This window comes from Rathayibacter sp. AY2B9, assembly GCF_002931595.1.
Taxonomy (GTDB): Bacteria; Actinomycetota; Actinomycetes; order Actinomycetales; family Microbacteriaceae; genus Rathayibacter.
The window spans coordinates 19,747-39,289 of the sequence record NZ_PSUB01000007.1 but is presented as its reverse complement, the minus strand read 5'-3'; the positions used below and the strand labels follow the sequence as shown (position 1 = coordinate 39,289).

The window sequence follows — 19,543 nt, the reverse complement described above, 5'->3', positions numbered from 1 at the left end:
GCCCTGGCAGTCTGGACGCATGAGGGCTCGGGGGACGACGGCGGCAGTGGCGACGACGGCAGCGGCGGGGCTCCTGCTGCTGGGCGGGTGCACCGCCGGCGGCGGGGCCGAGGCGGGCGCCACGGCGTCCGCGCCCGCCTCGCGGACGCCGAGACCCGCCATCACCGACCTGATCACTCCGAGCCCGACCCCCTCCGCTCCGGCGACCGCCGAGCCGGTCGGAACCGTCGTCGACGCCGGGCCGGTCGGCGAGGGAGTCCCCGCCACCGTCTCGGGCACCGGCCCGGCCGACGTGTCGTTCCAGCGGCAGGGCGAGTTCGCGGTCGTCCTGAGCCTGGACTGCTCGGCCTGCACCGGCACGGCGATCGTCACCGCCGCGGGCCGGATGACGCCCTTCGGCGAGGCCGCCGCCCCGATGACGGGGTCGTTCCTGACCGGGATCTTCCGCGACGACCCCGTCGAGCAGCAGGTGATCGTCAGAGCCGACGGGCCGTGGACGCTCGGCCTGCAGAGCTGGAACGACCTCGCGACGGTGAGCGGTGCGCAGTCCGGCACCGGCCCGGCCGTCCTGTTCTTCTCCGACGACGTCCCGCGCGTGACGGTCGACTACACGCCCGCGGGTCCGGACGACTCGTTCTCCGGCCGCGTGTTCACGACCTCCGATCAGCCGCAGCTGTTCGGCGACTCCGTCGCCTTCTCCGAGGTGTTCGAGGCCGACCTCCCCGGCGTCATGGCCGTCCAGACCGAGGGGACCTGGACCGTCACGCCGACGCCCTGACCCGGGGTCGCGACGCGCCGGCCGCGGAGTCGGGGAACGGGCGCCCCTCGGCCCAGACCCGCTGCACGCGGAGCGACGCGTCGAGCAGGACGACGTCGGCGCGGTACCCGGGCGCCAGCAGGCCGAGGTCGCCACGGCCGAGCACGCGGGCGGGAACGGCGGTGAGGGCGGCGACGGACGCCTCCAGCCCGAGCCGGCCGGGCCCGACGGCGCGCCGCAGGGTCTCGTCCTGCGTGAGCGTGGATCCGGCGAGCACAGCGGTGCCCGCGAGCCGGGCGACTCCGCCGAGCACCTCGACGTCGAGCGGGCCGAGGCGGTGCGCTCCGTCGCCCGCCCCGGCCGCCGCCATCGCGTCGGTGACGAGCGCGATCCGCCCGGGAGCCGCCGCGAACGCGAGCCGCACCACCTCGACGTCCACGTGCCGGCCGTCGAGGATCAGCTCGAGCGCGACCCGCTCGTCTCCCAGTGCCACCGGGATCGGGCCCGGGGAGCGGTGGCCGATCCCGGGCATGGCGTTGAACGCGTGCGTGATCAGCCGGGCTCCGCGGTCGAACGCGGCCCGCGCCTGGTCGGCGTCCGCCTCGGTGTGGCCCACCGCGACCACCGTGCCGGCGCCGGCGAGCCGCTCCACCGCGGCGAGGGCTCCCGGCAGCTCGGGCGCGAGCGTGATCTGCGCGAGGCGTCCGCGGGCGGCGTCCAGCAGCCGGCCGACCGCGCCGGAGGAGGGGTGCACGAGAGCCGCGGGGTCGTGCGCTCCCCTGCGCGAGGGCGCGAGGAACGGGCCCTCCAGGTGCGCGCCGAGCACGAGCGGGTCGGCGGCCGCGAGAGCCGAGACTGCGTCCAGAGAGGCCTCCAGCTGCTCCAGCCGCGCCGAGACCAGGCTGACCAGCGAGCGCGTGGTGCCGCGGGAGCGGTGCAGCGCGAGGCCCGCGCGGATCGCCTCCGCTCCTCCGTCGAAGCGGTGACCGCCCCCTCCGTGCACGTGGAGGTCGAGGAAGCCCGGGACAGCGGTGAGGCCCCGCGCGTCGTGCAGCTCCGCCCCCTCCGCCTGCGCCTGCCAGCCGGTGCCGGTGCCGGTCGCCGTGATCGCGCCGTCCCGCGCGAGGAGCCAGTGGTCCTCCACCGTCCCGGCCGCGTCGACCTTCCGTGCGCTGTGGATGATCAGCGCGGCGTGCGCCATGCGGTCGTCTCCTGGGTGTCGGTTCCGGATCGGCGGGGACTCCGCCCCCTCCCGACGATGGCACAGCCCCTGCCGGTCGCGCCGGTCCGACACCGATCACTGCGCCACCCCGGACGCATTCCGCGCCTCCGCGTCACGAACAGGGACCTCGCGCGTCTCCTGTGCATGCCTGCCCTGGACCCCCGAACCCCCGCCCCCCGCCTCGCCGCCTCCCGCCGGCCGCTCGACGTCGTCGCCATCGCGGCGGCCGCCCTCGTCAACGAGCGCTACCTCGATCGGCGCTTCACCGTCCACCACCTCGCCGCCGAGCTGCGGATGCCCGCCCTGCTGCTGCGGCTGCGGTTCCGCCGCTGCTACGGGCTCGGCCTCGACGAGCACCTCGCCCTCCGCCGACTCGAGCTGGCCGCCGTCCTGATGGCGAGCACCCCCGTCGCTCTCGGCGGCCTCGACCGCATCGCCCGGGGCTCCGGCTACCGGGGCACCGCCGAGCTGGACCGCGACCACCGGAGGCACCGCCGGTCCTCCGCGCTGGCCGCCTGGTTCCGGGCCGCCCCGCGTCCCGAGCGCGAGCACCGGCCCGGCACCCGGCCCGAGGTGGAGCTGCTCGCCGCCGCCCCGGGCGCCGCGACGCCGCCCCGCCCCGGCAGCGTCCGCTCGGCACCGGTCACCCCGCTGAGGCGCCGCGCCTGAGCCCGGCCGCGGAGCGGTACAGTGCCACGATGCGCACCTCCGGAACCCGCCGATGACGGCCGTCCGCTACGTCGCGATCGGCGATTCCTTCACCGAGGGCGTCGGCGACGAGCGGCCGGACGGCACCCCGTGCGGCTGGGCCGATCTGACGGCCGCGGGATGGGCGGCGGCCACGGGCGAGCGGATCGAGTACGCGAACCTCGCGATCCGGGGCCGGCTCATCGCGCCGATCCTCGCCGAGCAGCTCGAGCCCGCGCTCGCCCTGGGCCCGACCCACCTCTCCTTCAACGGAGGCGGCAACGACATGCTGCGCCCGCGGGCCGACATCGAGCGGATCGCCGACGCCTACCTCCGCGTCCTCGAGCGCTGCGACGAGCAGGGCGTCGTGCTGATCGCCCTGGCCGGCGCCGACCCGTCGTCGCGGCTCCCGCTCGGCTCGCTCATCCGTCGCCGCGGGGACGCGCTGACCGACGCCGTCCTGCGCCGGACGAGCCACCGGACCGACGTGGTCGTCGCCGACAACTGGCACGACCCCGCTTTCGCCGATCCGGCGCTGTGGTCGGAGGACCGCCTGCACCTCGGCCCGCGGGGACACCGGCGGGTGGCCGACCGGGTCCTGCGGGCGCTCGGGCTCACGCCGCCCGCCGCGCTGCCCGACGCTCCCGAGGCCGCACTCTGGCGCGGCGGAACCGTGCAGTACTACCGGCAGCACGTCGCGCCGTGGGTGCGGCGCAGGCTCACCGGCACGTCCTCCGGGGACGGCCGCGCCGCGAAGTACGCGGGCTTCGTGCCGATCGACCCGGTCTGACGCCTCCTCCGAGGAGCACGGCGCTCGTTCGACGGGCAGGGATGTCCCCCGAGCCGCTCAGCGGCGACCTCGCGCGGCCGCTGAACGCCTTCGAGCGCTCAGTGCCAGCCGTACCGCGCCGAGAGCACCCGGGCGACGGCGTCGTACCGAGCGCGCTCCAGAGCTGCTCCTTCGCGGCGCATCCCGGCGGGGTGCACGCGGAACACGCGCTCCGGGTCGACCCAGCTGGGGCGCCCGTCCGGGTCCCAGCCGCCGGTGCCGACGGCCAGGTAGTCGGAGTGCTCCTTCGAGCTCAGCCGCACGGCGAGAACCGTCCCCGACTTCTCGACCGCGAGCACGAGCACCGGGCGGTCCTTGCCGCGGCCGTCGTCCTCCTCGTAGGGGACCCAGGTCCAGACGACCTCGCCCGGGTCCGGGTCGCCGTCGGGCGTGGGCGCATAGCCCAGGCGGACCCCGCGGAGCCGCGACGGGTCGACCTCGACGGTGCGGCCCACTCCGCTCGCGCCCGGGGTCGGCGCCGTCGTGCTCAGGTACGGGCGCTGCGGGCGGGGCCCGGCGTCCGGCCGCGGGGCGACCGCGCGGCCGAGGAGTCGGAGGAGCAGGGACACGACCGAGCGCGAGGAGGGCACCCCGGAACCCTAGCCCGGATCCGCGGCCGCCCGCCCGCGGGGGCGCGCCCGGCGGTCGCCCGTCCCGGACGCGCCGACGGGGTGCCGGCTCCGGAGAGCCGGCACCCCGTCGGGTGCTGCGGAGGAGGGGGTCAGTCCGCCAGGACGTAGCCCGCCTCGCCGTGGATGGCCGTGTCGATGCCGGCGATCTCGTCCTCGTTCTTCACACGGAAGCCCATCGTCTTCTGGATGATCCAGCCGATGAGGAGCGTCATGACGAAGGAGTAGGCGAGGACGGTGAAGGCCGCGAGGGCCTGCTTGCCGAGCTGGCTCGCGTCGCCGGTGAGGAACAGGCCCACGCCGGTGCCGAAGAAGCCGATGTAGAGCGTTCCGATGAGGCCGCCGACCAGGTGCACGCCGACCACGTCGAGCGAGTCGTCGTAGCCGAGGCGGTACTTCAGGTCGATCGCCAGGGCGCAGACGGCGCCGGTGATGACGCCCAGGACGATCGCCCAGAACGGCGACAGGCTGGCGCAGGCCGGGGTGATCGCGACGAGGCCCGCGACCGCGCCCGAGGCGGCGCCGATCGAGGTGGGCTTGCCGTCCTTGATCTTCTCGACGACGAGCCAGCCGAGGATCGCGGCGGCCGGAGCGGCGATGGTGTTCAGGAAGGCGACGGCCGCGATGCCGTCGGCGGCGAGCTCGGAGCCGGCGTTGAAGCCGAACCAGCCGAACCACAGCAGTCCGGCGCCCAGGAGCACGAACGGCGGGTTGTGCGGCTGGTGCGCGCCCTTGGTGAAGTTGACGCGCTTGCCGAGCACCAGGGCGAGAGCGAGGGCCGCCGCTCCGGCGTTGATGTGGACGGCGGTGCCGCCCGCGAAGTCGATCGCGCCGACGCCGTAGGCGATCCAGCCGCCGTCGACGACGGTGGCGTCGTCGCCGAGGGTGAAGTTGAAGACCCACGAGGCGACCGGGAAGTAGACGACGGTGGCCCAGACGCCGGCGAAGACCATCCAGGCCCCGAACTTCGCGCGGTCGGCGATGGCGCCGGAGATGAGCGCGACGGTGATGATCGCGAACGTCGCCTGGAACGCGGCGAAGGCCAGCGTCGGGTAGGCCGACGTCTGCTCGCCGAGCGCGTCGTTGTAGATGCCCTGCAGGCCGATCTGGGCGGTGTCGATGCCGAGGACGCCGTCGATGCCGACGAAGGTGTCGGTCCCTGCGGGGCCGGACGGGCCGTTGCCGAACGCGATCGCGTAGCCGTACAGGACCCAGAGGACCCCGATGAGGCCCATGGCTCCGAAGCTGAGCATCATCATGCTGATGACGCTCTTCGCACGCACCAGGCCGCCGTAGAAAAAGGCGAGCCCGGGGGTCATGAGCAGGACCAGCGCGGCTGCGATGAGCAGGAACGCGGTATTGCCTTGATCCATTGTTGAACCTCTCGTGAGTGTGCAGAGAAAAGCCCGGAGCGAGGACGCTGCGTCGGAGCACGGCCTGGAGACACGCGGGTGTCGGGTCACCTCGGGTAGCCGACAGTCTGGTGGCGCGAGGTTTCGTCCCGTGAGGCACCACGTTTCGCGGAGGTTACGGCCGAGGCCCTTGTGTAAAAAGCGCGTTACGGCGCGCTGGCGGACGGCACGACGACGACCCCGGGAACGCCGGGAGGAGAGCGGATCCGCCCCTAGGAGCGGGGCGCCATCGAGGTGAGCGCGATGAGCCGCGACATCGAGCGCAGGTACTTCTTGCGGTAGCCGCCGCTCAGCATGTCGCCGCCGAAGACCTCGTCGAGGGGCGTCCCGGAGGCGAGGACCGGGATCTGCGCGTCGTAGACCCGGTCGATGAAGGCCACGAGGCGCAGGGCGTCGGTCTGGTCGGTCAGAGCGGTGACGCCCCGGAGCACGATGGTGTCGACGCCGTCGATCACCTTGATGTAGCGGGAGGGGTGCACGGTGCCCAGGTGGTGCACGGCGTCCGCGAACGGGTCGTCGGTGACGACGGAGCCGGCGGGGGCGGCCGCGACGAGAGCGTCGATCTCCTCGTCGGTGCGCACCACGGCGTGGCCCTCGATGTCGCGGCGCCGGTAGTCGGTGCCGTCGATCCGCATCGTCTCGAAGTGGGCGGCCATCGACTGGATCTCGCGGAGGAAGTCCGCTGCGGCGAAGCGCCCCTCGCCCAGCGCGTTGGGCGGGGTGTTCGAGGTCGCGGCGATGCGGGTCCCGGAGGCGACCAGCTCGCCGAGGAGCCGCGTCATCAGCATCGTGTCGCCCGGGTCGTCCAGCTCGAACTCGTCGATGCACAGCAGCGCCGAGCCCTTGAGGAGCGAGACGGTCGCCGCGTAGCCGAGCGCGCCGACGAGCGCGGTGTACTCGATGAACGTCCCGAAGTAGGTGCGGCCCGGCACCGCGTGCCAGATCGCCGCGAGCAGGTGGGTCTTGCCGACGCCGAAGCCGCCGTCGAGGTACACGCCCGGCTTGACCGCGGGGGCCTTCTTCCGGCCGAAGCCCAGGAAGCCGCCTCCGCCTCCCTTGGATCCGCCGCCGGCGGCGAACGCGCGGAGAGCCTCCACCGCGTCGGCCTGCGAGGGGTACTCCGGGTCGGGACGGTAGCTCTCGAAGGTGGCGCCCTCGAACTGGCGCGGGGGCACCAGCGTCGACGCGATCTCGTGCCCGCTGATCTGGGGCGAGCGGGCGGTCAGGCTGCTCGTCGATCGGACGTCGTCGGGGCTCACTCGCGTCTCGCATCCTGCGCACGGCGGGGGTCCGTGCGCTCAGTGGCGGCGGCCGCACCGGGCACGGAGCCGCCGCGGTTCTGTGTCGAACTCTTACGGCGCCCTCCGTGCGGCGTCGTCCGCGGACGCGTACTGTCGCTGAAGGGCGGGCTCCAGCGTAGCCCGCCGTGGAATCACGCCCGCGCTCCGCGCACCATCCTGGAGGTCCTCCTTGTCCGTCGAAACCGATCCGTCGCCGAAGTTCGCCTCCTACGCGCACCCCGAACGGCTCGTCAGCGCCGACTGGCTCGAGCAGCGCCTCGGCACTCCCGGTCTCGTCGTCGTCGAGTCCGACGAGGACGTCCTGCTCTACGAGACCGGCCACATCCCCGGCTCCGTCAAGATCGACTGGCACACCGACCTCAACGACCCGGTGCAGCGCGACTACATCGACGGCGCTGCGTTCGCCGCGCTGGTCGGCGGCAAGGGCATCGCCCGCGACACCACCGTCGTCGTCTACGGCGACAAGAACAACTGGTGGGCCGCCTACGCGCTCTGGGTCTTCACCCTCTTCGGTCACGAGGACGTCCGTCTGCTCGACGGCGGCCGCGACAAGTGGCTCGCGGAGGGCCGCCCGACGACCACCGACGCCTCCTCCCCGGAGCCCGCCGAGTACCCCGTCGTCGAGCGCAGCGACGCCGAGATCCGCGCCTTCAAGGACGACGTCCTCGCGCACTTCGGCAACCCGCTGATCGACGTCCGCTCCCCGGAGGAGTTCACCGGGCAGCGCACCACGGCGCCGGCCTACCCGGAGGAGGGCGCCCTGCGCGCCGGTCACATCCCGAGCGCGCAGAACGTGCCCTGGGGCAGGGCCGCCGCCGAGGACGGCACCTTCCGCCCCCTCGACGAGCTGAACGGCATCTACCGCGAGGGCGCGGGGCTGAAGGACGGCGACTCCGTCATCGCCTACTGCCGGATCGGCGAGCGCTCCGCCCACACCTGGTTCGTGCTGACCCACCTCCTCGGCTTCGAGGGCGTCCGCAACTACGACGGCTCCTGGACCGAGTGGGGCAGCGCCGTCCGCGTCCCGATCGTGCAGGGCGCCGAGCCCGGCGAGGCCCCCGCGGCCCGCTGACGCGTCACGACGGAGGCCGGGAGCGCCGATCCGCCCGTCGACGGGCCGGATCCGGGCCCCGGCCTCCGCTGCGACCGCCCGCCGCCCCTCCCCCGATGAGACACTGGACCGGATGACCGACACCACGCTCCCCGACGCTCTGCGCGACATCCGCGAGGAGTTCCTCGCCCTCGAGAAGCCGGAGCGCCTGCAGCTCCTGCTCGAGTTCTCGAACGAGCTCCCCGACCTGCCCGAGCGCTACCGCGACCACCCGGACCTCTTCGAGCGCGTGGAGGAGTGCCAGGCGCCCGTCTTCATCGTCGTCGACGTCGAGGGCGGGATCGTGCACCTGCACGCCACGGCTCCTCGCGAGGCGCCCACGACGCGCGGCTTCGCGTCGATCCTGGCGCAGGGCCTGGCCGGGCTCACCCCCGAGCAGGTGCTCGCCGTCCCCGACGACTTCCCGCAGACCATCGGCCTCTCGGAGGCGGTCTCGCCGCTGCGCCTGCGCGGCATGACCGCGCTGCTCGGCCGCACCAAGCGGCAGGTCCGCGCGCACCTGGCCGCATGATCCTCCGGCCGCTCGTCCCCGCCGGTCCGCCGATCGTGATCGGCGAGGAGGGCGCGCGAGCGGCGGTCGCGGACGCCTGGCGTCCCGACGAGGCGGTGCGCGTGCGCCTGAACATGATCGCGAGCGTCACCGGCTCCAGCACCGGCTCCGACGGAACCAGCGAGACGCTCACCAACCGCGTCGACCGCACGATCCTCGGAGTCGTCCGCGAGCAGGCCGACGTCGTCCTCGTCGGAGCCGCGAGCGTCCGCGCCGAGGGCTACCGCGTCCCCCGGCGGGTCCCGCTCGCCGTCGTCTCCGCCTCGGGCGATCTCGCCGGGCACCGCCTGGAGCTGCAGGAGGGCGACCGGGTCCTGCTGCTGGTGCCGGAGTCGCGCGGCGCGGTGGAGGGGCTCCCCGCCGGCGTCGAGGTCGTCCCGGTCCCGTCCTCCTCGGAGCGGATCGGCGTCGACGAGCTCCTGGAGGCTCTCGCCGGGCTCGGCCTGCACCGCGTCGTCTGCGAGGGCGGCGCCTCGCTCTCGGGCCAGTTCCTCGCCTCGGGCCGGGTCGACGAGCTGTGCCTCACCACCTCGCCGCGCGTCGTCCTGCCGGGCCTCCCGGTCGCGACGGGCACGGCCGTCGTCGACGACGCCTACGCCCTGACGCTCCTGGCCGCGGACGATTCCGGGGCCGTCTACGCCCGCTGGAGCCGCACGCGCTGAGAGCCGCCCACCCGGCGTGCCTCCGCGTCCCGGGCGCGTCGGAACCCTAGTCTGCGATCGTGCCCGAATTCCCAGCGTCGTCCCAGCTCCCTGAGGAGTTCCGGGTCGCGACGGAGTCGATCCGCGCCGCTGCCACGCGCGCCGAGCTCACCGTGTCCGAGATCGCCTCGCCGTCGGGTCTCGCGCCCTGGGCCCTCGCCCTGTCGGGCGACGTCGCGCCGCACGCGCACGGACGCGACTCCGAGCTGGGCACGGGGCGCTTCATCCTGCTCTACGACCCCGAGGAGCCCGAGCAGTGGGGCGGCCCCTTCCGTGTCGTCTGCTTCGCCCAGGCCCCGCTCGAGGTCGAGATCGGCACCGATCCGTTCCTCGCCGAGGTCGCCTGGTCCTGGCTCATCGACGCCCTCGGGGCGCGGGGCGCCTCTTATTCCGCCGCGTCCGGCACGGCCACCAAGGTGCTCTCCACTGGTTTCGGCGAGCTGGCCGCTCAGGGGGACGGTGCGCAGATCGAGATCCGCGCCTCCTGGAGCCCGGATGATGCGCAGCTCGCCGCTCACGTGGAAGGGTGGGGGGAGCTGTTGTGCATGCTCGCGGGTCTCCCGCCCGTATCGAGCGACGGTGTGACCCCGCTCGCCTTCCGACGGAACAACCGTGACTGATTACCGTGTCCTCTCCACGCCCGACGAGTTCCTCGCCGCGGTCGACGCCCTCGCCGCCGGCGAGGGCCCCGTCGCCGTCGACGCCGAGCGCGCCTCCGGCTTCACCTACTCGCAGCGCGCGTACCTGATCCAGGTCTACCGGCGCGGTGCCGGCGCGTTCCTCTTCGATCCCCCCGCCATCGGCCGGATGGACGCCCTGCAGGCGGTCATCGGCCAGGAGGAGTGGGTCCTCCACGCCGCCAGCCAGGATCTCGCCTGCCTGCGCGAGGTGGGCCTGGACCCGGTGCGGATCTTCGACACCGAGCTCGCCGCCCGGCTCCTCGGACTGCCCAAGGTGGGCCTCGGCGCCGTCGTCGAGGACCTCCTCGGCATCCACCTGGCCAAGGAGCACTCGGCCGCCGACTGGTCGACCCGCCCCCTCCCCCAGAGCTGGCTCGTCTACGCCGCGAAGGACGTGGAGCTCCTCGTCGACCTCCGCGACCGCATGGAGGAGATGCTCATCGCCGCGCGGAAGACGCGCATCGCCCGCGAGGAGTTCGAGGCGACGCTCGCGCGCGCCCCGAAGGCGGTCCCGCCTGATCCGTGGCGCCGCCTCTCCGGCATGCACTCGCTCCGCGGCCCGCGCCCCCTCGCCGTGGCGCGCGAGCTCTGGCTGGCCCGGGACGCGTTCGCCCGCGAGCGCGACATCGCTCCCGGCCGCCTGATCCCCGACTCCTCGATCATCGCGGTCGCCCGCAACATCCCGACCAGCATCGGCCAGCTCTCGGGCCGCCGCGACTTCACCGGCCGCGCCAGCCGCGGTGAGGTCGAGCGCTGGTGGGCCGCGATCGAGCGCGGGACGACGACCGAGGACCTGCCGAGCCCGACCCGCCCGGCCGCCGACACGCTCCCCCCTCCCCGCGCGTGGGGCGATCGCAACCCGGCCGCCGACGCGCGCCTGAAGGCGGGACGCGCCGTGGTCACCGAGATCGCCGAGCTGCTCTCGCTCCCGGTCGAGAACCTGCTCACGCCGGAGCTGCTGCGCCGGGTGGCCTGGAACCCGCCCGAGCCGCTGACCGCGGAGTCGGTCGCCGCGGAGCTCACCCGTGCCGGCGCCCGCGCCTGGCAGGTCGAGGCCACATCGGGCTCGATCGCCACCGCGTTTGTCGAAGCGGCCCAAGCGCCGGCCGAGGGCACCGAAACCCCTTCGTAGGAAGCGGCAAAGGATTCCGGCTGCGCGGTGCCGGTTTCTACGATCGACGGCGACCGTGAGTTCCTGGGAGGCATTGTGGCCGAGAGATCCGAAGTCGTGTTCGTCGACGGAGTCCGTACTCCGTTCGGGCGTGCCGGCGAGAAGGGCATGTACTGGCAGACCCGAGCCGACGACCTCGTCGTCAAGGCGATGATCGGTCTGCTGGAGCGCAACGGCGCGCTGCCGAAGGAGCGGGTGGACGAGGTGGCGATCGCCGCCACCACCCAGCAGGGCGACCAGGGCCTGACCCTCGGCCGCACGGCGGCGCTGCTCGCAGGGCTGCCGAAGTCGGTGCCCGGCTTCGCCATCGACCGCATGTGCGCCGGAGCGATGACCTCGGTCACCGCGACCGCGGGCGGCATCGCGTTCGGCGCCTACGACGTGGTCCTCGCCGGCGGCGTGGAGCACATGGGCCGGCACCCGATGGGCTTCGGCGCCGACCCCAACCCGCGCTTCCTCTCCGAGCGCCTCGTCGGCGAGGACGCGCTCAACATGGGCCGCACGGCGGAGCGGATCCACGACCGCTTCCCGCACCTGACGAAGGAGCGCGCCGACCACTACGCCCTGCGGAGCCAGCAGAAGCTCGCCGCCGCGTACGCCGCCGGCAGCATCCAGCCGGACCTCGTCCCCGTCGCCACGCGCAGCGCCGCGGGCTGGGGCCTCGCGACCGCCGATGAGGCACCGCGCCCCGAGACGACCCTCGAGGGCCTCGCGGGCCTGCGGACCCCGTTCCGCCCCCATGGCCGGGTGACCGCGGGCAACTCCTCCGGGCTCAACGACGGAGCGACGGTGTCGCTCCTGGCCAGCGCCGACGCCGCGCAGGAGCTGGGCCTGTCCGCGAAGATGCGGATGGTGAGCTTCGCGTACGCCGGCGTCGAGCCCGAGATCATGGGCATCGGCCCGGTCCCCTCGACCGAGAAGGCGCTCCGCAAGGCGGGCCTGGGCATCGAGGACATCGGGCTCTTCGAGCTCAACGAGGCGTTCGCCGTGCAGGTGCTCTCCTTCCTCGACCACTTCGGCCTCGACGACGACGACCCGCGCGTCAACGAGTACGGCGGAGCGATCGCGATCGGCCACCCGCTCGCCTCCTCCGGGGTCCGGCTGATGATCCAGCTGGCCCGGCAGTTCGAGTCGCACCCCGAGGTCCGCTACGGCGTGACGGCCCTCTGCGTCGGCCTCGGCCAGGGCGGCACGGTGATCTGGGAGAACCCGCACTACGACGGCAAGCGCGGACGACGGAAGGGACGCTGACCCATGCTCGACGGATTCGAGAACCTCGTGGACCTCGCCGAGGGCGAGGTCGTCACCCACTCCTACGTCCGCGACGTGCCGCTGCCCAGCGGCCGCACGCTCGCCCTGATCACGCTCGACAACGACCGCGACCACACCCGCCCCAACACCTTCGGGCCGGCGTCGCTCTTCGAGCTGGCGGACGTCCTCCTCACGCAGAAGGAGCGCGCCTCGCGCGGCGAGATCCAGGCGGTCGGCATCACCGGCAAGCCGTTCATCCTCGCCGCGGGAGCCGACCTCAGCAAGGTCGGGGCCATCCCGAGCCGTGAGCTCGGCCGCCAGCTGGCGCGCCTGGGCCACCGCACGCTGGGGATGCTGGCCGAGCTGGGCGTGCCGTCCTTCGCCTTCATCAACGGCCTCGCCCTGGGCGGCGGCACCGAGATCGGCCTGAACGCCGACTACCGCACCGTCGACTCCTCCATCCCCGCGCTCGGGCTCCCCGAGGTCTTCCTCGGCATCATCCCCGGCTGGGGCGGCGCGTGGCTCCTGCCGAACCTGATCGGCATCGAGAACGCCCTCAAGGTCGTCGTCGAGAACCCGCTGAAGAACAACCGCACGCTCAAGGGCCAGGAGGTGTTCGACCTCGGCATCGCCGACGCGATCTTCCCGCCCGCCGCCTTCCTCGAGGACTCGCTCCGCTGGGCCGATGGTGTGATCGGCGGCTCCGTGAAGGTGGAGCGGCCGAACGCGCCCGGCAAGCTGGAGCGGCTGGTCAAGTGGGACGTCGCGATCTCGATCGCGCGCAAGCAGCTGGAGTCGCGGATCGGCACGGTCGCGGCGTCTCCGTACCGCGCGCTGGAGCTGCTCAAGGCCGCGAAGAACACCACGCGCGAGGAGGGCTTCGCCGCCGAGGACGAGGCGCTGGCCGACCTGATCTCGGGCGACCAGTTCCGCGCGAGCATCTACGCGTTCGATCTGGTGCAGAAGCGCGCCAAGCGTCCTGCGGGAGCGCCCGACAGGGCGCTGGCCAAGCCCGTCACCAAGGTCGGGGTGGTCGGCGCGGGCCTCATGGCCTCGCAGTTCGCGCTGCTCTTCGTCCGCCGCCTCCAGGTGCCGGTGGTCATCACCGACCTCGACCAGGAGCGGGTCGACAAGGGCGTCGCGGGCATCCGCGCCGAGATAGACGCGCTGCTGGCGAAGGGACGCGTCTCCCCCGACGACGCGAACCGCCTCCGCGCGCTGATCACCGGCACGACCGACCGCTCCGACTTCGCCGACGCCGACTGGGTGATCGAGGCGGTCTTCGAGGAGCTGTCGGTGAAGCAGGACGTGTTCGCCGACATCGAGCGCTACGTCTCGCCCACGGCGGTGCTCGCGACCAACACCTCGTCCCTCTCCGTCGAGCGCATCGGCGAGCGGCTGGAGCACCCCGAGCGCCTCGTCGGCTTCCACTTCTTCAACCCGGTCGCGGTCATGCCGCTGATCGAGGTGGTCCGGACGCCGCACACCGACGACGAGACCCTCTCGACGGCGATGGTCACCGCCGCGAAGCTCAAGAAGAACGCCGTCATCACGCGCGACACCCCGGGCTTCGTGGTGAACCGCGTGCTGGCGAAGGTCCTGGGCGAGGCGATGCACGCGGTCGACACGGGCACTCCCTTCGAGATCGTCGAGCAGTCGCTGGCTCCGTTCGGCCTGCCGATGACCCCGTTCGAGCTGCTCGAGCTGGTGGGCCTCAAGGTCGGCGCTCACGTGCTCGACACCCACCACGCCGCGTTCCCCGACCGCTTCTTCGACAGCCCCAACCTGCACCGCCTCGCCGAGCTCGGCCACGTCTTCGAGCGCGACGCGAAGGGGCGTGTGAAGGGCGTCGACAAGCGCGCGGTCGCGATCGTCGCCGGGGGCACGGAGCCGATGACGGCCGAGCAGCTGCGGCTGCGCGTCGAGACGGGTCTCGCGGACGAGGTCAAGCGGATGCTGGACGACGACGTCGTGCACGCCGCGGAGGACATCGACCTCTGCCTGATCCTCGGCGCGGGCTACCCGTTCCAGATGGGCGGGCTCACGCCCTACCTCGACCGGGTCGGCGCGAGCGAGCGGGCGTTCGGGGACACGTTCCACCACCCCGCGATCCGCGGCGTCGACTGACGCGGAGTGCAGTGACGCGGAAGGGGCGCCGGATCTGATCCGGCGCCCCTTCCGCGCGTCGCCTGAGGGACGGGTCCCGACGGCCGATCAGTCGCTGCGGGCGTCGTCCCGGGCCTCGACCTCGTCCGGGAGCGGACGGGCGACCGGGATCTTGCTGCCCAGCACCTGCGCGACGACGTCGCGAGCGATGTGCTGGGGAGTGAGTCCGACGTCCTCGAGGATCTCCTCGCGCTTGGCGTGGTCGAGGAACTGGTCGGGCAGCCCGAGCTCGGTCACCGCGGTGTCCACGCCGGCCTCGCGCAGGTCCTGGCGGATGCGCGTGCCGATCCCGCCGACGCGCACCCCGTCCTCGATCGAGACGACGATGCGGTGCTCGCGGGCGAGCTCGATGATGCTGGTGGGCACGGGCACGACCCAGCGGGGGTCGACGACGGTGGCTCCGATGCCCTGGGCCGCGAGCCGCTGGGCGACCTCGAGACCCATCGCGGCCATCGGCCCGACCGTGACCAGCAGCACGTCCTTGCGCTCGGCGCGGGCGAGCACGTCGACCCCGTCGCCGAGGCGCTCGACGGCGTCGATCTCGTCGCCGACGCTCCCCTTCGAGAAGCGCACCACGGTCGGCGCGTCGGTGACGCCCACGGCCTCGCGCAGCTCCTCGCGCAGGCGCACGGAGTCGCGCGGAGCGGCGAGGCGGATGTTCGGGACGACCTGCAGGATCGCCAGATCCCACATGCCGTGGTGGCTCGGACCGTCGGGCCCGGTGACTCCGGCACGGTCCAGTACGAAGGTGACGCCCGCGCGGTGCAGTGCGACGTCCATCAGCACCTGGTCGAAGGCGCGGTTCACGAAGGTGGCGTACAGCGCGACGACCGGATGCAGCCCGCCGAAGGCGAGACCGGCGGCCGAGGTCACGGCGTGCTGCTCCGCGATGCCGACGTCGAAGACGCGCTCCGGGTACTTCTCCGCGAGGCGGTCGAGACCGACGGGCCGGAGCATGGCGGCCGTGATGCCGACGATCGTCGGGTCCTCGTCGGCCAGGGTGACGATCTCCTCGGCGAACACCGAGGTCCACGATCGGGCCCCGGCCGCGCTCAGCGGCTCGCCCGTCTCGGGGTCGATCTGCCCGACGGCGTGGAACTGGTCGGCGAGGTCGTGCACGGCCGGACCGAAGCCCTTGCCCTTCTGGGTGATCGCGTGGACGATGACCGGCTGGCCGTAGTCCTTCGCCTGCTGGAGGGCCTCCTCCATCGCCGTCAGGTCGTGTCCGTCGATCGGCCCCAGGTACTTGATGTCGAGGTTGGAGTAGAGCGCCTCGTTGTTGATGAAGCGGCTGAGGAAGCCGTGGAGCCCGCCGCGCACGCCGCGGTAGACGGCGGCGGCGGGGCCGCCCAGCCGCTCCGAGACGGCCCGGGAGCCGCGGTGCATCGTGCGGTAGGTCGGCCGCGTGCGGACGCCGTTGAGGAAGCGGGCCATGCCGCCGATCGTCGGGGCGTAGGAGCGCCCGTTGTCGTTGACCACGATGACGAGCCCGCGGGAGTTGTCGTCGCTGATGTTGTTCAGCGCCTCCCAGGTCATGCCGCCGGTGAGGGCGCCGTCGCCCACGACCGCGACGACGTGGCGGTCGGTCTGACCGGTCATCGTGAAGGCGCGGGAGATGCCGTCCGCCCAGGACAGCGAGCTGGAGGCGTGCGAGCTCTCGACGATGTCGTGCGGCGACTCCCTCCGCTGCGGGTAGCCGGCGAGGCCGCCGCGCTGCCGGAGCTTCGAGAAGTCCTGGCGACCGGTGAGCAGCTTGTGGACGTAGGACTGGTGTCCGGTGTCGAACACGATCGCGTCGTGCGGCGAGTCGAAGACCCGGTGGATCGCGATGGTCGTCTCGACGACGCCGAGGTTCGGCCCCAGGTGGCCGCCGGTCTTCGAGACCTCGCGCACGAGGAAGTCGCGGATCTCCTGCGCCAGCGTCTCGAGCTCGGCCGCGGTCAGGCGATCGAGATCGCGAGGACCGCCGATGGTCTCGAGAACAGCCATGCGCGCCGCCTTCCGGGGTCGTGAGCGAGGTGGGGACGTCTCCCGAGTCTACGCACGGGGCCCCCGGGAACGCGTGTGCGCCTCCCCCGCAGGGAAGGCGCACACGCTCTGCGGCTGATCTAGACGAGCGAGCGCAGCACGTACTGCAGGATGCCGCCGTTGCGGTAGTAGTCCGCCTCACCGGGGGTGTCGATGCGGACGACCGCGTCGAACTCGACGGTCTGCTTGCCCTCGGCTGAGTGCTCGGTCGGCTCGGCGACGACGTGGACCGTCTTGGGGGTGACGCCCTCGTTCAGCTCCTCGATGCCCGAGATGCTGATCGACTCGGTGCCGTCCAGGCCCAGCGACTCCCAGCTCTCGCCCGCGGGGAACTGCAGCGGGACGACGCCCATGCCGATGAGGTTCGAGCGGTGGATCCGCTCGAAGCTCTCGACGATGACCGCCTTGACGCCCAGCAGGCTCGTGCCCTTGGCCGCCCAGTCGCGCGACGAGCCGGAGCCGTACTCCTTGCCGCCCAGGATGACGAGCGGGGTTCCCTCGGCCTGGTAGTTCTGCGACGCGTCGTAGATGAACGACTGCAGGGCGTCCGGCTGAGTGAAGTCGCGGGTGTAGCCGCCCTCCACGCCGTCGAGCAGCTGGTTGCGCAGGCGGATGTTCGCGAACGTGCCGCGGATCATCACCTCGTGGTTGCCGCGGCGCGAGCCGTAGGAGTTGTAGTCCTTGCGGTCGATGCCGTGCTCGTCGAGGTAGCGGCCGGCGGGGCTGTCGGCCTTGATCGAGCCGGCGGGGCTGATGTGGTCGGTCGTGACGGAGTCGCCGAGCTTGGCGAGCACGCGGGCACCGGCGATGTCGGTGACCGGGGTCGTCTCCATCGTCATGCCGTCGAAGTACGGGGGCTTCCGCACGTAGGTCGACGACTCGTCCCACTCGAAGATCGAGCCCTCGGGGGTCTGCAGCGCGCGCCAGCGCTCGTCGCCGTCGAACACGCCCGCGTACTGCGTGTCGAACATCGACTTGTCGATCGACGAGTCGATCGTCGCCTGCACCTCGGCCGCGTCGGGCCAGATGTCCTTGAGGAACACGTCGTTGCCGTCGGAGTCGGTGCCGAGCGCGTCGACCTCGAAGTCGAAGTTCATCGAGCCGGCGAGCGCGTAGGCGATGACGAGCGGGGGGCTCGCCAGGTAGTTCATCTTCACGTCCGGGTTGATGCGGCCCTCGAAGTTGCGGTTGCCCGAGAGCACGGCGGTCACGGCGAGGTCGTTGTCCTGCACCGCGGCCGAGATCTCCTCGAGCAGCGGGCCGGAGTTGCCGATGCAGGTCGTGCAGCCGTAGCCGACCGTGTAGAAGCCGAGCGCCTCGAGCGACTCGGTCAGGCCGGCCTTCTCGTAGTAGTCGGTGACGACCTTCGATCCGGGCGCCAGCGTGGTCTTGACCCACGGCTTGGCCTTCAGGCCCTTCTGCGCCGCGTTGCGGGCCAGCAGGCCGGCCGCGAGCATGACGGACGGGTTCGACGTGTTGGTGCACGAGGTGATCGCCGCGATCGCGACGGCGCCGTGATCGATCGTGAAGGTCCCGCCCTCGCCGAGCTCGACCGTGGTCGGCTTGGAGGCGGTCGACGGCGCGTGCGAGCGGTGGGTGTGCTCGTGGCTGCTGTGCTCGTCCTGCGGCTGCAGCTCTCCGGGGTCGGAGGCGGGGAACGACTCCGCGATGGTCAGGTCGACGATGTCGTGCGAGACGTCCGCGTAGTTGGTGAGGTCCGACTCGAACTGCGTCTTGGCGGACGAGAGCTCGATCCGGTCCTGCGGGCGCTTCGGGCCGGCGATCGAGGGGACGACGGTGCCGAGGTCGAGCTCGAGGTACTCGCTGAAGACCGGCTCGACCGCGGGGTCGTGCCAGAGCTTCTGCAGCTTGGAGTACTGCTCGACGAGGGCGATCTGCTCGTCGCTGCGGCCGGTGAGGCGCAGGTAGTCGAGGGTCACATCGTCGATGGGGAACATCGCGGCGGTGGAGCCGAACTCGGGGCTCATGTTGCCGATGGTGGCGCGGTTGGCGAGCGGCACCGCGGCGACGCCGGCCCCGTAGAACTCGACGAACTTGCCGACCACGCCGTGCTTGCGCAGCATCTGCGTGATGGTGAGCACGACGTCCGTCGCGGTCACGCCGGTCGGGATCGAGCCGGTGAGCTTGAAGCCGACGACCTTCGGGATGAGCATCGAGACGGGCTGGCCGAGCATCGCGGCCTCGGCCTCGATGCCGCCGACGCCCCAGCCGAGCACGCCGAGGCCGTTGACCATCGTCGTGTGCGAGTCGGTGCCGACGCAGGTGTCGGGGTAGGCGCGCAGCGCGCCGCCCACCTCGCGGGTCATGGTGACGCGGGCCAGGTACTCGATGTTGACCTGGTGCACGATGCCGGTTCCGGGCGGGACGACCTTGAAGTCGTCGAAGGCGGTCTGGCCCCAGCGGAGGAACTGGTACCGCTCGCCGTTGCGCTCGTACTCGAGCTCGACGTTGCGCTCGAGCGCGTCCTCGGTGCCGAAGAGGTCGGCGATGACGGAGTGGTCGATGACCATCTCGGCGGGCGCGAGCGGGTTGATCCGGTTCGCGTCGCCGCCCAGGGCAGCGACGGCCTCGCGCATCGTGGCGAGGTCGACGATGCAGGGCACGCCGGTGAAGTCCTGCATGACCACGCGGGCCGGCGTGAACTGGATCTCGGTGTCGGGCTCCGACTCCGGGACCCACTCGCCGAGGGCGCGGATGTGGTCGGCGGTGATGTTCGCGCCGTCCTCCGTGCGGAGGAGGTTCTCGAGCAGCACCTTGAGGCTGAACGGGAGCTTCTCGTGACCGGGGACCCGGTCGATGCGGAACACCTCGTAGTCGGTCGAGCCGACCTTCAGGGTGTCTTTCGATCCAAAGCTGTCTACCGCGGACACGTCGCCCTCTCCTTCGCTGACTGCAGCGTCCGCCGACGGGCGGAGCCGCTCTCCGTCCTCATCTTGACGACCGCGCACAGCGGCCTGCCACCAAGGTGGACCTAACTCCTCGACGCCGAGGCGCCCGGTCGACCTCGCCGCGACGGTGCGGGGAGGC

Annotated in this window: 16 protein-coding genes; 10 read left to right on the top strand and 6 right to left on the bottom strand. The window is 72.6% G+C overall.

Features of this window, described 5'->3' with window-relative positions; translation table 11 throughout:
• Positions 1-19 precede the first annotated feature (19 nt).
• Positions 20-778 (top strand): hypothetical protein, encoded by a 759-nt coding sequence (locus C5C25_RS08390; RefSeq protein ID WP_146076890.1) that lies wholly within the window; start codon positions 20-22, stop codon positions 776-778.
• On the opposite strand, the gene C5C25_RS08385 is transcribed toward C5C25_RS08390, so the two are convergent.
• Complete coding sequence (locus C5C25_RS08385; RefSeq protein ID WP_104250325.1) at positions 762-1,958, bottom strand: N-acetylglucosamine-6-phosphate deacetylase; 1,197 nt, start codon at positions 1,956-1,958, stop codon at positions 762-764. The genes C5C25_RS08390 and C5C25_RS08385 overlap by 17 nt on opposite strands.
• A gap of 165 nt (positions 1,959-2,123) precedes the next feature.
• Here C5C25_RS08385 and C5C25_RS08380 point away from each other — a divergent pair, with 165 nt between their 5' ends.
• Complete coding sequence (locus tag C5C25_RS08380; RefSeq protein ID WP_104250324.1) at positions 2,124-2,648, top strand: hypothetical protein; 525 nt, start codon at positions 2,124-2,126, stop codon at positions 2,646-2,648.
• 52 nt (positions 2,649-2,700) lie between these two features.
• The gene (locus C5C25_RS08375; RefSeq protein WP_104250323.1) at positions 2,701-3,456 is read left to right on the top strand and encodes an SGNH/GDSL hydrolase family protein; all 756 of its coding nucleotides are present in this window, start codon (positions 2,701-2,703) and stop codon (positions 3,454-3,456) included.
• Between the two features lie 98 nt (positions 3,457-3,554).
• Here C5C25_RS08375 and C5C25_RS08370 read toward each other — a convergent pair whose 3' ends face one another.
• The 3 genes from C5C25_RS08370 to zapE all read right to left on the bottom strand — a co-directional run bounded on the left by C5C25_RS08370 (position 3,555) and on the right by zapE (position 6,795).
• Positions 3,555-4,085, bottom strand: coding sequence for a type II toxin-antitoxin system PemK/MazF family toxin (locus C5C25_RS08370; protein WP_167299028.1), 531 nt, complete (start codon positions 4,083-4,085; stop codon positions 3,555-3,557).
• A 131-nt stretch (positions 4,086-4,216) separates the two neighbouring features.
• Positions 4,217-5,497, bottom strand: a complete 1,281-nt coding sequence (locus tag C5C25_RS08365) for an ammonium transporter (RefSeq protein ID WP_104222080.1) — start codon at positions 5,495-5,497, stop codon at positions 4,217-4,219.
• 251 nt (positions 5,498-5,748) lie between these two features.
• Entirely contained in the window at positions 5,749-6,795 is a 1,047-nt protein-coding gene (gene zapE / locus C5C25_RS08360; protein ID WP_104222082.1) for a cell division protein ZapE, read from the bottom strand.
• Between the two features lie 211 nt (positions 6,796-7,006).
• Between zapE and C5C25_RS08355 the strand changes: the two genes are divergently transcribed.
• From C5C25_RS08355 to C5C25_RS08325, 7 genes are all read left to right on the top strand, one after another.
• Entirely contained in the window at positions 7,007-7,909 is a 903-nt protein-coding gene (locus C5C25_RS08355) for a sulfurtransferase (RefSeq protein ID WP_104232576.1), read from the top strand.
• A 112-nt stretch (positions 7,910-8,021) separates the two neighbouring features.
• The gene (locus C5C25_RS08350) at positions 8,022-8,459 is read left to right on the top strand and encodes a SufE family protein (protein ID WP_104222086.1); all 438 of its coding nucleotides are present in this window, start codon (positions 8,022-8,024) and stop codon (positions 8,457-8,459) included.
• Entirely contained in the window at positions 8,456-9,160 is a 705-nt protein-coding gene (locus C5C25_RS08345) for a dihydrofolate reductase family protein (protein ID WP_104250322.1), read from the top strand. Before C5C25_RS08350 ends, C5C25_RS08345 begins: the two co-directional genes overlap by 4 nt.
• A gap of 59 nt (positions 9,161-9,219) precedes the next feature.
• Positions 9,220-9,819, top strand: coding sequence for a DUF3000 domain-containing protein (locus tag C5C25_RS08340; RefSeq protein WP_104222090.1), 600 nt, complete (start codon positions 9,220-9,222; stop codon positions 9,817-9,819).
• Positions 9,812-11,011 carry a ribonuclease D gene (locus tag C5C25_RS08335; RefSeq protein WP_104222092.1) on the top strand — a complete coding sequence of 400 codons (1,200 nt, stop codon included), beginning with the start codon at positions 9,812-9,814 and terminating at the stop codon, positions 11,009-11,011. Before C5C25_RS08340 ends, C5C25_RS08335 begins: the two co-directional genes overlap by 8 nt.
• Before the next feature lie 75 nt (positions 11,012-11,086).
• On the top strand, positions 11,087-12,301 hold the full coding sequence (locus C5C25_RS08330) for a thiolase family protein (protein ID WP_104250321.1): 1,215 nt from the start codon (positions 11,087-11,089) through the stop codon (positions 12,299-12,301).
• Positions 12,302-12,304: 3 nt separating this feature from the next.
• Positions 12,305-14,428, top strand: coding sequence for a 3-hydroxyacyl-CoA dehydrogenase NAD-binding domain-containing protein (locus tag C5C25_RS08325; RefSeq protein WP_104250320.1), 2,124 nt, complete (start codon positions 12,305-12,307; stop codon positions 14,426-14,428).
• Positions 14,429-14,515: 87 nt separating this feature from the next.
• Here C5C25_RS08325 and dxs read toward each other — a convergent pair whose 3' ends face one another.
• Positions 14,516-16,456, bottom strand: coding sequence for a 1-deoxy-D-xylulose-5-phosphate synthase (dxs, locus tag C5C25_RS08320; RefSeq protein WP_104222098.1), 1,941 nt, complete (start codon positions 16,454-16,456; stop codon positions 14,516-14,518).
• Positions 16,457-16,575: 119 nt separating this feature from the next.
• Complete coding sequence (acnA, locus tag C5C25_RS08315; RefSeq protein ID WP_104250319.1) at positions 16,576-19,386, bottom strand: aconitate hydratase AcnA; 2,811 nt, start codon at positions 19,384-19,386, stop codon at positions 16,576-16,578.
• Positions 19,387-19,543: the final 157 nt, after the last annotated feature.

Excerpts from the sequence above, each read along its gene's own strand:
- C5C25_RS08365 (WP_104222080.1), bottom strand. The coding sequence starts at position 5,497 with ATGGATCAAGGCAATACCGCGTTCCTGCTCATCGCAGCCGCGCTGGTC.
- dxs (WP_104222098.1), bottom strand. The coding sequence starts at position 16,456 with ATGGCTGTTCTCGAGACCATCGGCGGTCCTCGCGATCTCGATCGCCTG.
- C5C25_RS08390 (WP_146076890.1), top strand. The coding sequence starts at position 20 with ATGAGGGCTCGGGGGACGACGGCGGCAGTGGCGACGACGGCAGCGGCG.
- C5C25_RS08345 (WP_104250322.1), top strand. The coding sequence starts at position 8,456 with ATGATCCTCCGGCCGCTCGTCCCCGCCGGTCCGCCGATCGTGATCGGC.
- C5C25_RS08375 (WP_104250323.1), top strand. The coding sequence starts at position 2,701 with ATGACGGCCGTCCGCTACGTCGCGATCGGCGATTCCTTCACCGAGGGC.
- C5C25_RS08385 (WP_104250325.1), bottom strand. The coding sequence starts at position 1,958 with ATGGCGCACGCCGCGCTGATCATCCACAGCGCACGGAAGGTCGACGCG.
- C5C25_RS08325 (WP_104250320.1), top strand. The coding sequence starts at position 12,305 with ATGCTCGACGGATTCGAGAACCTCGTGGACCTCGCCGAGGGCGAGGTC.
- C5C25_RS08380 (WP_104250324.1), top strand. The coding sequence starts at position 2,124 with ATGCCTGCCCTGGACCCCCGAACCCCCGCCCCCCGCCTCGCCGCCTCC.
- C5C25_RS08350 (WP_104222086.1), top strand. The coding sequence starts at position 8,022 with ATGACCGACACCACGCTCCCCGACGCTCTGCGCGACATCCGCGAGGAG.